Genomic DNA, 12033 nt, shown 5'->3' on the forward strand with positions numbered 1-12033 from the left:
GATATTCACAGATGGGGCCGCGTGAAGAGATTCGCGCGGCCTTCGTTTTTCTGTGCTCGGGAAGGCGAAGCTGGGGACGTGTACTAAAGTACATTGTTGCCGGTGTCCAAAATCTCTATACTCGCTGGCAGGCCGAACACGAGGCCCCCACTCACATGCGCCGATATACATTGTTCCTCTCCGCAGCCGTTCTCTGTCTTGTCTCCGCCGTTTCGGTTCCGTTGTTCGCGCAGGTCTCCGGCGAAAGCCTGGGGGACACCGCGCGCAGGCAGCGCGATGCCACCGAATTTGCCCCGAAAATACGAGCCAACGACGCCAATCAGCTCTTCAAGGAAATGGATTCGATCATGACGTTCGTCAGTCGTGATACGGGCTATGCGCGCCCGGCGAGCGTCAACCGTAAGCTGATCTCGCACGAAGAGCTGTTGAAGTGGAACAGTGCCGCGCTCGATCTCCATCAGGGAGGGCAGGAGCGGCTGATCAATTCCGAGATGGTGTTGAAGAAGTTCGGGCTGCTGCGCCCGGAGTTCGACTTGCCCGGCTTCATGAGAAAGGGCGCACTCGACGAACTCAACGGCTTCTACAGCTTTCAGGACAAGACGATGTACCTGATGGACTGGGTGCCGATGGAGCAACAGCGCGCCGTAATGGCGCACGAGTTGACGCACGCCTTGCAGGACCGCAACTTCGACCTGACGCGCTTCATGAACAATGGCGTGGCGGGCGGCGCCGCGGCGCGGGCATGGGTCGCAGGCGAGGACCCGACGGAGCGCTCGAATGCGCGCCGCGCCGTGATGGAAGGCCAGGCCGCACTGGTGCTGACCGACTATAAGATCCGCGAAATGACCGGCGGCGAAGGGCTGCCGTGGGATAAGTACGAGCAGGCCATCCAGTACGTGCAGCAGAACCTGCTGAACCATGACGAGCGCTACTCGCTGCAGAAGGCGCCCCGCATCCTGGAAGACACCCTGGAATTCCCCTATCGCGAAGGACTGGCGTTCGAGATCGAACTGGCGCGCAAGGATCGCCGCTCGGCTTTCGTCGGAGCCTTTGAACATGCGCCGCGCAACACGCACGAGGTGTTGCAGCCGGAGGCCTACATCAATCGCGACCCCGTGGCGGAGGTGGTTATTCCCGACCTGCGTCCCATCTTCGGCAGTGCGTATGCACCGTATGACAGCGGCGCCATTGGCGAGTGGGACGTGCAGGTGATGGCCCGCGATTTCGGCGTGGAGAACGACATCTATTCGGTGGCCCGTCAGTGGCGGGGCGGTTCTTACGTCGTGGCCCGCCGGGCTCCGGTGAATCCGAAGGCCAAGCCGTTCCTGAACGAACTGGCGCTGCTCTACGTCTCACGCTGGAATACGCCGGAGGCGGCGCGCCGCTTTGCCGAAATCTACCGCAACGGCCTGCTGCGGCACACGTCCATCTCCGAGGAAGTCAACTACGATTCCACCTGCACCGCAGGCGATACGAACTGCAAGGGCATTGAGTGGGGCGTTCGCCTGACGACCAAGGAAGGGCTTGTGAGCATGGAGCTTTGGCCCGGCAACACGCTCATTATCTCGCAGAGCTTTGACTCGGCGATGCTGAGCCAGTTGCGCCGCGCCGTGCTCTCCGTGCAGACGGCCTCGGCCGCCACGCCCGCCGGGGACGAGCTGGGAATGAAGCTCTACGGCACGCCGGAGTTCGCAGCCTTGCAGCAGCGGTATGCCCGCGAGCTGGACCGGCTGCTGACCGAACTGTCTTTGAATTAGTAAAAAACGCTGGGAACCTTGAGGCCGCGCCGAGTGCGCGGCCTTTTCTTGCCTCGACGGCCAGGGGAAAGGGGAAAAGTGCTGCCCGCGCGGGATGCGCGATATTACGAGTTTGTGAATTCGGAGTACCGCATGAATAGCGGGTGTGAACCGTTTTTGCACAGGCGAGGGCGGGCGTTTCGACTTGCTCCCGGAAGTGCCAGAGTCGCAAGTTGATTGTGAAAGCAAGTTTTGACGGTTGCAGAAATCTACGGCAAACATGCGGGCGGGACGCATCTCCGGCGCGCGAAGTGCGCATGGAAAGCGGCTTTGCGGAGAATCAGCAGAAACCTGTTTTGGGGCGGCGTTGCACTGTTTCCTGGCAGCGGCCTGTGGACGAGCTGCACTTGATTGAAAACAAAACGCATAGAGTTTCACGTTTTCCGTTGACTCTGCATACGGCTGGAGTAAAACCACAATCGTTCTTTGACATTTTCTGAAGTTTTCCCGATTGGTGGTGAGTCCGGGGCTCAAACGAGTTCACGGGTACCAACGGGGGACGGAAGTGATTTCAGCAGTTCGGCGGCGGCGGCCGCCGGACAACCAGGGACGGCAGTCCCAGCGACGCGAAACGCGCAAGCGAATCGTGTTTGTGCCGAGACGGCAGTCACGGCACGCGAGCCTGCTTCGCAGCAGGGTTTGCGGGCAACCGCAAATGCTCGAAAGCCGCAAGCCGACGAGCCCCACCCACTGGCCGCAAACCGGTGGAGACCCCAAGGGAGGCATCCCGAGGGGGCGCCAGCCGCAATCTGGCGAGCGCGCGGGCGCAACCCGCGCAGCCAACTTTGCAAGTTGGCACAACGCCGCAAAGGCCGCAACCGATGCGACGCGCTGAAATCGCGACGTCTTTCGCCCGAGTAGCCGAGGGACCGCAAGGGTCTATAGCGAGCTGCTGGTCGAGGAGAACAAGAAAGTGTTAAAGGCAAGATAGAGTCCCGAGGACCTGATCGGTTTACCCGGTTGGTTGGCGAGCCCGGAGCCCAAGCAAATGCCGCGCGCGGCAGCCTGCGAGAGCAGGAAGCAGCGAGAGCAGGCAAAGTGAGGGTCTAACGCAAGCTGCTGGCCGAGGTGAATGGAGCAGACAATCCTCGGGATTCGTATTTGCGCGCAACTCCGCGCGCAAAAGCTCCAGCCTCCGCTGGAACGGAAGCCCCGCTCGCCGGCGGGGCTTTTGCTGTTGGAGGCCGCGGGGGATTTGGCGGTGCGGTTGTTTTTGCTCGCGTGCCCGCCACTCGTCGAGCCTCAAGGTGCACGCGAGGGGAGACGAGAAGCAGATCCTTCGTCGCTGCGCTCCTCAGGATGACGCATCGTAAAGGGGAAGGATGTGGTGGCAGGAAGGGCCGGTGTGGGGAAGAGACGAGCACGGAAGGGGAGGGTGCTGATCGGCGCAAGTTGCGCAACTGGTCTGTGCGGCGGAAACAACAAGGCGCGCCCGAAAGCGCGCCCTGCCTGAAACACGATACTCGAAACTTGAAACCTTACGACACCTTTCTCAACCTCTCGAAGCCTTCCTCTACGGATGCGTCATCGTCTCCGGCTTCAGCGTGGCGTCGAACTCCTCGGCCGTGAGGAAGCCGAGCTTGAGCGCAGCCTCACGCAGGCTGGTGTGCTCCACGTGCGCGGTGTGCGCCACTTTGGCGGCCTTGTCGTAGCCGATCTTCGGTGCCAGCGCGGTCACCAGCATCAGCGAATTCTTCACGTAGTAGTCGATCTTCGCCTTGTCCAGCTCAATGCCTTCGACCATGAACTCAACGAATCCGTGGCAGGCGTCGGAGATCAAGGTGACCGAGTGCAGGAAGTTGTAGATGATGACCGGCTTGAAGACGTTGAGCTCAAAGTTGCCCTGCGAGCCAGCAAAAGCCACAGCGGCGGTAGCGCCGTGCACCTGCGCAGCCACCATCGTCATGGCCTCGCACTGGGTGGGGTTCACCTTGCCGGGCATGATGGAGGAGCCAGGCTCATTCTCCGGCAGCACCAGCTCACCCAGGCCGCAGCGCGGGCCGCTGCCCAGCCAGCGAATGTCGTTGGAGATCTTCATGAGCGAGCAGGCCAGGGTGTTGAGCGCACCCTGCGCGAAGACCAGCTCATCATGCGCGCTGAGCGCGGCAAACTTGTTCGGGTGCGAGCGGAAGGGAAGTCCGGTCAACTCGCTGATCTTCTTCGCCGCGCGCTCGGCAAACTCCGGGTGCGTGTTCAGACCGGTGCCGACGGCGGTGCCGCCAATGGCAAGGTCGTAGAGGCCGTCGAGCACCTGCTCCAGCCGCGTGATGTCGCGGTCAAGCAGGCTGGCCCAGCCGCCGAACTCCTGGCCGACGGTGAGCGGCACAGCGTCCTGCAGATGGGTGCGGCCAATCTTGACGACCGACTCGAACTCCTTGGCCTTGGCCAGCAGGGCGTCACGCACGGTCTTCACCGCCGGGATGAGCACCTCACGCACGCGCTGCGCGGCGGCAATGTGCATGGCCGTGGGGAAGGTGTCATTCGAGGACTGCGACATGTTGACGTGGTCATTGGGGTGGACCGGCTTTTTGGAGCCGAGTTCGCCGCCCGCCAGCGCGATGGCGCGGTTGCTGATGACCTCGTTGACGTTCATGTTGGTCTGGGTGCCACTGCCCGTTTGCCAGATGCGCAGCGGGAACTGGTCATTCAGTTTGCCGGCGATCACTTCGTCGGCGGCGGCGACGATGAGCCTGGCCTTGTCTTCGGGCAGCTTGCCAAGGTCCTGGTTGACGAGCGCGGCGGCCTTTTTCAGGATGGCGAAGGCGCGGATCAACTCGGGCGGCATGGTGTCATGCCCGATGGCGAAGTGGTGCAGTGAGCGCTGGGTCTGCGCTCCCCAGTAGACGTTGGTGGGCACTTCAATCTTGCCCATGCTGTCGGATTCCGTGCGGGTGGGAACGCCTGTCAGATCGGTGTGGCTCATCGTGATCTCCTTATGAGTGCGGGACAGCGGAATGAGAGAACTGCGCAGTGAAGCCGACAGAATTATACATTCGGATTAAGCGGCCGGGGCATTGCCATGCTTGCTATGCTAGGAACATGAATGAAGCGTTTGATGTGCTGGTGATCGGCGCTGGTCCCACGGGACTGGCCTGCGCGATTGAGGCGCAGAAGGCCGGGCTGCGCGCGGTCTGCGTGGAGAAGGGCTGCCTGGTCAACTCCATCTTCCATTTCCCAACGAACATGACGTTCTTCACCACGCCGGAGCTGCTTGAAATTGGCGACCTGCCCTTTGCCAGCGCCAATCAGAAGCCGACGCGGCTGGAGGCCATTGAGTACTACCGCAAAGTGGCCGAGCACTACCGGCTCGATGTGCGGCAGTACACGACGGTGGAGCGCGTCGAAGGCTCCGATGGCGATTTTCTGGTGCATGCCCGCGACCGTCGCGGCGATCATCTCACCTTCCGCGCGCGCAAGCTGGTGGCCTCGACCGGGTATTACGACGTGGCGAACCTGCTGGGAGTTCCGGGCGAAGATTTGCCCAAGGTGGAGCACTACTACACCGAGCCACATCCGTATTACGACCATGACGTGCTGGTGGTGGGCGCGAAGAATTCGGCGGCCATTGCGGCCTTGGAGCTTTGGCGGCACGGCGCGCGGGTCACGCTGGTGCATCGCGGCGAAGGCATTCACCATCACGTGAAGTACTGGGTCAAGCCGGACATTGAGAACCGTATTAAGAACGGCGAGATCAAAGCGTATTTTCATTCGCAGGTTGTGGCCATCACGCCGGAGTCGGTGACGCTGGCGACGCCCGATGGCGAAGTAACGCTGAAGAATGATTTTGTGCTGGCGATGACTGGCTACCGGCCGGACTTCAGCTTTCTGGAGAGCCTTGGCGTGGCCTTCAACGGGCCGGACCACAAGCCGATGGTGGATCCCGATACCTTGGAGAGCAACGTGGCGGGGCTTTACCTCGCAGGCGTGGTGGTGGGCGGCAATCGGACCAACGAGGTCTTCATCGAGAACGGACGCTTCCACGGCAAGCAGATTGCCGAAGACCTGCGGGCCAAGCTGCGGCATGAGGCGGCACAGGCGGTGGCCGTGCCGACGCGGTTGCGCAACGCCGAGTAGGCCGCAGGATTCGCCGCAAACATTCTTAAGAAAAATGCAGATAGCAAGCGACCCCGCCTCGGCGGGGTCTTCAGTCTGCCGGAAGTTCGGCCTGCCGCCGCAGCAGTTCGATCAGCTCCGCCGGATGAATGGGTTTGGCAATCAGTTCAAAGGGGAGCCTCGATGCCCGAGCCTGGTTCACCAGTTCGGCGGTGTAAGCCTGCCCGGAGAACAGAACGATACGGCAGTCAGGCAGCATCTGGTGGACGTGCATGGCGGTTTCGACGCCGTTCATGCCGGACAGAGAAATGTCAGATAGGAACAGATCTGGGGGATTCTTTCTGGCGCGCTCCAGTGCGGCCTCGCCGGAATAGAGGGCAAAGGCATCAAAGCCCGCGTGGCTCAGGATTAATGCAAGGGTGTCCGCAATGATGCGTTCATCATCAACAATCAGAACTTTGGTCTTGCCAGGCTGCAAACTCATCCATCATCCAATGCTGGCGGCAATCTCGGGTCCGCTCAATCAATAGTCGTCTCTAAAATTAAACGCTTGCGGGCAACGAAGGCGCAAGTGCACAGCAACTCTTTGCTGCCGCGCGTGTTTCGACTTGATATGCTGTTGGGAGTAGTGTGTCTGGGTGGAGGTTCCGATGAAACGACTTTGCATCCTTCTGGCCTGTGTGCTGCTGTGGACGTTGGCCGCCGCGGCCCAGGAGCCCCCCGTTCCGCCTCCAGATGCTCCGCCAGCTCCGGAACTAAAGCCGCGCCCTGCGCCCGCCACCGGAGAAACGGAGATTCCCATGGAGAGGCTGCTGGACGCAGGCACGGAGATACGCGCCTCGCTCGACGCGGCGATCTCCAGCAAGACTTCGCAGGCGGGCGACGAATTTACGGCCACGCTGATGGAGCCGCTGCGCAACAAAGACGGCCAGGTGCTGGTGCCGAGCGGTGCGCGCGTTCGCGGACGCATTGCCGGAATCGAGCGCGGCAAGCTGTTCGGCTCCATGCGCAACGCGCGCGCGCGGCTGAACCTTCGCTTTACCGATCTGATGCTTGAGGGCGGGGAATTGCTCCCGATGGAAGCCTCCTTGATCGGCATCAATGAATCTTCCACGCGGGTGAATGCTTCCACCAACGAGTCTGGCGATGTGGATGCCAAGGGCGCGAGTGGCCGTGAGACGGCGCGCGACGTCGGCGTGGGTGCGGGCGGCGGCACGCTTGCCGGACTCATCTTCGGCAGCGCTTTGAAGGGCGCGCTCATCGGCGCCATTGCCGGTGGCGGTTACGTGCTTGCTACCCAGGGACGCGACGTGGAACTTCCGCCAAACACGGGACTGCGCGTGCGTCTCGACCGATATGTTGTGATTCCGGCGGCCAGCCCGAAGCTTTCCGAAGCTCCGGTGACGCCTCCCGCTGCTCCAGTGGAGCGCTGAAACCGATATCGGCGGCATGGGCAGGGCGGAGGATTGTCCCGCTCGTTTTTCTTCGCGCGCGGCGCACCAGATGCTTGCAACTTTTCAGGGAACATCCGAGACTAGGCACATGATGGACGGGAAGGAATTCGAAAAAAAGTCCGACGCTGCGCTGGAGAAGTTGAAGCGCGCGCTCTACAACGCGGAGGATGCCGGCGGTTACGAAGTGGAAGAGCGCGGCGGCGCGCTCCACATGAACTTTGAGGACCCGGCTGGAACCTTCGTCATCTCCCCCAACTCGGCGGTGCAGCAGATATGGATCTCGGCGCTGTCGACCAGCTTCAAGCTCGACTGGGATTTTGCGGCCGGTGACTTCGTCTTTCCGCGTACCGGCGAGCGGCTGAAGGAACTGATGTCGCGCCTGATTGAGCAGCAGAGCGGCGAGACGGTGACGCTATAGGGGAAGGTGTCGGCAGGTTTCGAAAAGTGCGTAAGGTTTCGGAAGGTTGAGAGCCAGAAGACATCTAAAAAGTGAAACGCCCCGCCAATTGCGGGGCGTTTGTGCGTCTGCGGGAGCCGAAAGGCTAAAGCTCGCGGCGTCCTTCGAGCGCCTTCTGCAGCGTGACCTCGTCGGCATACTCAATATCGCTGCCCGCGGGCAGGCCGGTGGCAATGCGCGTGACCTTCACTCCCATCGGGCGCAACATCTTCGCCAGATAGGTCGCGGTGGCCTCGCCCTCGACGGTCGGGTTGGTCGCGAGGATCACTTCATCGGCCGCGCCATCTTCCACCCGTTTTGACAGGTTGCCGATGCGAAGGTGCTCCGGCCCCACGCCGTGGATGGGCGAGAGCGTGCCGTGCAGAACATGGTAAACGCCGTTGTAGTTGTGTCCCTTCTCGATGGCCGCAATGTTTGTCGGCTCCTCCACCACGCAGATGACGCGCTGGTTGCGGGTGGCGCTGGAGCAGTACGAGCAGGGATCGACGTCGGTGATGTTGTTGCACACCGAGCAGAGATGCAGCTTCTGCTTGATCTCGTGGATGGCCGCGGCGAGCGCCTCCGCGTCTTCCTCCGGCGAGCGCAGAATATGGAACGCCAGCCGTTGCGCGTTCTTGGAACCGACGCCCGGCAGCTTCTTCAATTCGTCAATGAGGCGAGCCATCGGCTCGGCAAACTTGGACATAATGGGTAAGTAGCCTTCTATGCGGTTCGCGGCAGAATTTTCGAATTTGAGAATTTCAACAATTTCGAATTGAAACCCTCGTCTGACCGGACCGTAAGAGAAGGTCGGCGACGAAGATAGAAATTCGAAGATTCTCAAATTAACAATTCGAAAATCTAGAACAATCCCGGGGGCAGGCCCATGCCGCCCAGCATTCCGCCGATGGCGCCTTGCGCGGCCTGGTCAACCTTGCGGCCCGCTTCATTGACGGCGGCCATCACAAGGTCCTGCAGCATTTCAACGTCCTGCGTGGCGTCGGGAGCAATGGTGACGCCCAGCACCTGCTTGGTGCCGTTCATCTTCACGGTAACGGCGCCGCCGCCCGCGCTGGCCTCGACCACGGTTTGCGCCAGCTTCTCCTGCATTTGCTGCTGCATCTGCTGCGCGCGCTGCATCATTTCCTGAATCTGATTGGGGTTCATGGTTCCTCCGCCGGGGCTGCCTCGCAGGTCGGCTCGTTTCGATTTTCGCGCTGCCGCAGTACCGCCCGCGTATTTTTGCGCAGCTAATCTCTCGGCTCAATGATGCTGCGAATTTCCGCCTTGAACTTTTCCTGCAGGCGCTTGACCACCGGCTCATCCATGGCGAGCGCGCGCAGGTTGCCGCCGCTCGACTTGCGCGGCGCGCGCGTGGCCTGTGCCACCGGGGCGCCGCTCACCAGCGTGACGTGCACGGTGGTTCCGGCGGCCTTGCAGGCCGACTGGTTTGCGGTGCGCTTCAGTTCTGTGCCGTAGCTGAAGCCGATCATCTGTGCCGACCAGTCGACAACGACGATAGCCTGTGCGCCTTCCGCGCGCCACTCGCCGGCCTCGAGCTTATCGACGAGCGTTTGCTGCCCGGCGCGTTCAAAATCGTTGATCACGGCCTCGCGCACGGCCTCGAGATTCCACGCGCCAGCATTGTTCTGTGAGGTGGGCGCGTGCACGGCCATGTTCGAGCCCATTTGCACCACCTGCGCGCGGGCCGGGGCGGAAGCCGCCGGGAAGGGCGAAGGCGATGCGCCGCCAAAGGTGCGTGGCGAGAACGGGGTAACCTGCGGAGCGGAGGCAGGTGCTTCCGTTGAAGTGCTCATCTCCGTGTTGCCGCCGCTGGGTGGCGTGGACTTACGCTGTCGGTCGGCCTCAAACGGAGAGGTGCGCGGCGCAGCCGGGCGGTATGCCGAGACGCCGCCACCGGGGGCCGAGGGAGCGGGGCGCGTGTTGCTCAAACTGGGCGGCGCGGTGCGTGCGGGTTGCGAGCTATGCGCGGGCGCTGGTGCGTCGAGCTTTGCGTTGCTCAGCAGTTGCTCCAGCGGCAACAGCCGCTGCGCATGCACCAGCTTCAGCAGGCCGAGTTCGAGATGGAAGCGCTGCTCCTGCTTGTAGCTGACGTCGCCGTGCGTGCGCAGCATGATCTGGAGAAAGCGCGTCAGGTCTTCTTCGCTGAACTTTTCGGCCACGCGCGCCACCCGGGCCTTTTCATCGCTTGAAATTTGCAGCAGCGATGTTTCGCTGCCGCCCACCTTGGCCACCAGCGCATTGCGCAGGAAGCGCACCATCTGGCGCGCAAAGTGCGTGGGGCTCTGGCCTTCCACCAACAGCTTGTCGATGATGCGCAGCACGTCCTCGCTGGAATTGCGCGAGACGGCGTCGAGCACCTGTTCCATCACGTCGCTGGCCACGCTGCCGATGAGGCCGCGCACGTCCTGCTCGGAGAGGGTGGTGCCGCAGCAGGCAATGGCCTGGTCCATGATGCTGAGTGCGTCGCGCATGGAGCCGTCGCCGGCCTCGGCCAGCAGCGCCAGCGCGCCATCGTCGACGGTCAGGTGCTCGGCCTCGGAGATGTGCCGGAGCTGGCTCATGATGTCGTCGAATTTGACGGCGTGAAACGAGAAGTGCTGGCAGCGCGAGCGGATGGTCTGCGGAATATCCTCAGGCTGCGTGGTGGCCATCATGAAGACGACCCACTCGGGCGGCTCTTCCAGGGTCTTCAGCAGCGCGTTAAAGGCGGCGTCGGTGACCTGGTGCGCTTCGTCGAGGATGAAGATGCGGTAGCGGTCGCGCGCAGGCTCGGCGGTGGCGGTGGCGATGAGGCCGCGCACCTCCTCGATGCCGCGATTGGTGGCCGCATCGATTTCGATGACGTCCATTGCGCCGACCGAACCCTCGCGGATCTCGCGGCAGCTCTCGCAGACGCCGCACGGTTCGGACACGGGGCGGTCGCTCGACTTGCAGTTGAGCGCCATGGCGAGAATGCGCGCGATGGTGGTTTTGCCGATGCCGCGGTGTCCGCTGAAGATGTAGCCGTGGGCAATGCGCTGCTGTTCCAGCGCGTTCTTCAGGGTGCGCGTCACGTGCTCCTGGCCAATGACGTCGGCGAACTTCTGCGGGCGGTACTTGCGTGCGAGGACCGTGTAGCTCATGGACGGCTCCATTATAAGGGAAGCCGCCGGAGGCGTAGACACGCATTCGACGGGAAATGTTTCCGGGGCGGGGAACCATGAGGGATTCCCTGCGTATTAGGTCATATGAGCCGCAAAATGGCGCGGATTGCGGAGGGTTGCCAACCGCTGATGAACGCTGTATTGTGGCACTACGGTTTTTTGACTAAGGGTGGAGCTGACTATGGAATTGAAGATTAGCGACCGTGTAGTGGATGGAGTGCTGGTACTGGACCTCAGCGGACGCCTGGTATTCGGCGACGAATCCGGCATGCTGCGGGACAAGGTGAAGGTGCTCATCAGCGAAGGCACCAAGAAGATCGTGCTCAACCTGCGCGACGTGACCTACATCGACAGCGGTGGCCTGGGAACTCTGGTCGGCTTGTACAGCTCGGCAAAGAATGCCGGTGCGGAGATCAAGCTGGCAGAGGTGGCTTCGCGCGTCAACCAGTTGCTGCAGGTGACCAAGCTGCTGACCGTCTTCGACGTGAAGGATACCGTGGAAGTGGCCGCCGGCTCCTTCAAATAGCCCTCGGATTTTCAGTAAAACGAAATGCCTGCACTCCGGTGCAGGCATTTTTGCGTTTGAGCCCGACAAAAAACTACTTTGCGGCGGCCTGCTTCTTCGCCTGCCGGGTGAGGCGGCGCTTGCGGGCGGCAGCCCTCTTCTTGCGCTCAGCGGCCTTCTTGGCGCGTTCGCGCTTCTTCAATTCCTTGGGAGAGTACATGGTGCCGCGGCACTTCTTTGCGCCGCAGGTGCAGGGGGCCTCACCTTCGCCGTCATAGAGAAAGTAGTCATAGACCAACTCCTCGCCCGGCTCAATGTTGCGCGTGGCCACAATCCAGACGCGCTCGTCTTCGTCCTCTTCGGTCTCGCAATTGGGCGCGCAGGAGTGGTTCAGGTACATCGACATGCCGAAGCCGTCAATGACGTTGGTGCCGTCGCCGACGCCGAACAGGTAGGTGTAAGGCCGCTCCTTGTAGAGTTCGTCGGCCAGGTCGTGCTTGATGCGCTCGCCCGTGTACTCGACAACGCGCGTGCCCTTGGGGATGCGGTCGAGCGTGAAGACACCGGCCGCGTGGATCTCGGAAGAACGGATGATCAATCGCATGGGAATGCCTGATGATAG

The 12033-nt window shown here is 61.9% G+C and carries 11 protein-coding genes; 5 read left to right on the plus strand and 6 right to left on the minus strand.

Annotated features, from left to right (window positions below; translation table 11 throughout):
- Positions 1-155: 155 nt before the first annotated feature.
- Positions 156-1757: a hypothetical protein gene (locus tag AC6IZO_RS04270; protein WP_497808331.1), complete on the plus strand. Its 1602-nt coding sequence runs from the start codon at positions 156-158 to the stop codon at positions 1755-1757.
- A gap of 1552 nt (positions 1758-3309) precedes the next feature.
- On the opposite strand, the gene fumC is transcribed toward AC6IZO_RS04270, so the two are convergent.
- A complete protein-coding gene (fumC, locus tag AC6IZO_RS04275) occupies positions 3310-4719 on the minus strand; it encodes a class II fumarate hydratase (RefSeq protein ID WP_497808333.1) in 1410 nt (469 codons plus the stop codon).
- A gap of 116 nt (positions 4720-4835) precedes the next feature.
- On the opposite strand from fumC, the gene AC6IZO_RS04280 reads away from it, so the two are divergent.
- Positions 4836-5870 (plus strand): YpdA family putative bacillithiol disulfide reductase, encoded by a 1035-nt coding sequence (locus tag AC6IZO_RS04280; RefSeq protein WP_497808334.1) that lies wholly within the window; start codon positions 4836-4838, stop codon positions 5868-5870.
- A 70-nt stretch (positions 5871-5940) separates the two neighbouring features.
- Here the strand turns inward: AC6IZO_RS04280 and AC6IZO_RS04285 are convergent, their stop codons facing one another.
- Positions 5941-6333, minus strand: a complete 393-nt coding sequence (locus AC6IZO_RS04285) for a response regulator (protein ID WP_497808335.1) — start codon at positions 6331-6333, stop codon at positions 5941-5943.
- A gap of 316 nt (positions 6334-6649) precedes the next feature.
- On the opposite strand from AC6IZO_RS04285, the gene AC6IZO_RS04290 reads away from it, so the two are divergent.
- Positions 6650-7282 (plus strand): hypothetical protein, encoded by a 633-nt coding sequence (locus tag AC6IZO_RS04290; RefSeq protein WP_497808336.1) that lies wholly within the window; start codon positions 6650-6652, stop codon positions 7280-7282.
- 109 nt (positions 7283-7391) lie between these two features.
- Positions 7392-7721, plus strand: a complete 330-nt coding sequence (gene cyaY / locus AC6IZO_RS04295; protein ID WP_497808337.1) for an iron donor protein CyaY — start codon at positions 7392-7394, stop codon at positions 7719-7721.
- 124 nt (positions 7722-7845) lie between these two features.
- Here the strand turns inward: cyaY and recR are convergent, their stop codons facing one another.
- From recR to dnaX, 3 genes are all read right to left on the minus strand, one after another.
- Positions 7846-8445, minus strand: coding sequence for a recombination mediator RecR (gene recR, locus AC6IZO_RS04300; RefSeq protein ID WP_497808338.1), 600 nt, complete (start codon positions 8443-8445; stop codon positions 7846-7848).
- 155 nt (positions 8446-8600) lie between these two features.
- Complete coding sequence (locus AC6IZO_RS04305) at positions 8601-8906, minus strand: YbaB/EbfC family nucleoid-associated protein (RefSeq protein WP_497808339.1); 306 nt, start codon at positions 8904-8906, stop codon at positions 8601-8603.
- A gap of 83 nt (positions 8907-8989) precedes the next feature.
- Positions 8990-10885 (minus strand): DNA polymerase III subunit gamma/tau, encoded by a 1896-nt coding sequence (gene dnaX / locus AC6IZO_RS04310; RefSeq protein WP_497808340.1) that lies wholly within the window; start codon positions 10883-10885, stop codon positions 8990-8992.
- A 202-nt stretch (positions 10886-11087) separates the two neighbouring features.
- Here dnaX and AC6IZO_RS04315 point away from each other — a divergent pair, with 202 nt between their 5' ends.
- The gene (locus tag AC6IZO_RS04315; protein ID WP_497808341.1) at positions 11088-11432 is read left to right on the plus strand and encodes an STAS domain-containing protein; all 345 of its coding nucleotides are present in this window, start codon (positions 11088-11090) and stop codon (positions 11430-11432) included.
- A gap of 73 nt (positions 11433-11505) precedes the next feature.
- Here AC6IZO_RS04315 and AC6IZO_RS04320 read toward each other — a convergent pair whose 3' ends face one another.
- Entirely contained in the window at positions 11506-12015 is a 510-nt protein-coding gene (locus AC6IZO_RS04320; RefSeq protein ID WP_497808342.1) for an SET domain-containing protein, read from the minus strand.
- Positions 12016-12033 lie beyond the last annotated feature (18 nt).

It is taken from the genome of Oryzophilus luti, assembly GCF_059726245.1.

Coding starts and splice junctions, on each gene's coding strand:
- AC6IZO_RS04315 (WP_497808341.1), top strand. CDS start 11,088: ATGGAATTGAAGATTAGCGACCGTGTAGTGGATGGAGTGCTGGTACTG.
- AC6IZO_RS04290 (WP_497808336.1), top strand. CDS start 6,650: ATGGAGAGGCTGCTGGACGCAGGCACGGAGATACGCGCCTCGCTCGAC.
- AC6IZO_RS04305 (WP_497808339.1), bottom strand. CDS start 8,906: ATGAACCCCAATCAGATTCAGGAAATGATGCAGCGCGCGCAGCAGATG.
- recR (WP_497808338.1), bottom strand. CDS start 8,445: ATGTCCAAGTTTGCCGAGCCGATGGCTCGCCTCATTGACGAATTGAAG.
- AC6IZO_RS04320 (WP_497808342.1), bottom strand. CDS start 12,015: ATGCGATTGATCATCCGTTCTTCCGAGATCCACGCGGCCGGTGTCTTC.
- AC6IZO_RS04280 (WP_497808334.1), top strand. CDS start 4,836: ATGAATGAAGCGTTTGATGTGCTGGTGATCGGCGCTGGTCCCACGGGA.
- fumC (WP_497808333.1), bottom strand. CDS start 4,719: ATGAGCCACACCGATCTGACAGGCGTTCCCACCCGCACGGAATCCGAC.
- cyaY (WP_497808337.1), top strand. CDS start 7,392: ATGATGGACGGGAAGGAATTCGAAAAAAAGTCCGACGCTGCGCTGGAG.
- AC6IZO_RS04285 (WP_497808335.1), bottom strand. CDS start 6,333: ATGAGTTTGCAGCCTGGCAAGACCAAAGTTCTGATTGTTGATGATGAA.
- AC6IZO_RS04270 (WP_497808331.1), top strand. CDS start 156: ATGCGCCGATATACATTGTTCCTCTCCGCAGCCGTTCTCTGTCTTGTC.
- dnaX (WP_497808340.1), bottom strand. CDS start 10,885: ATGAGCTACACGGTCCTCGCACGCAAGTACCGCCCGCAGAAGTTCGCC.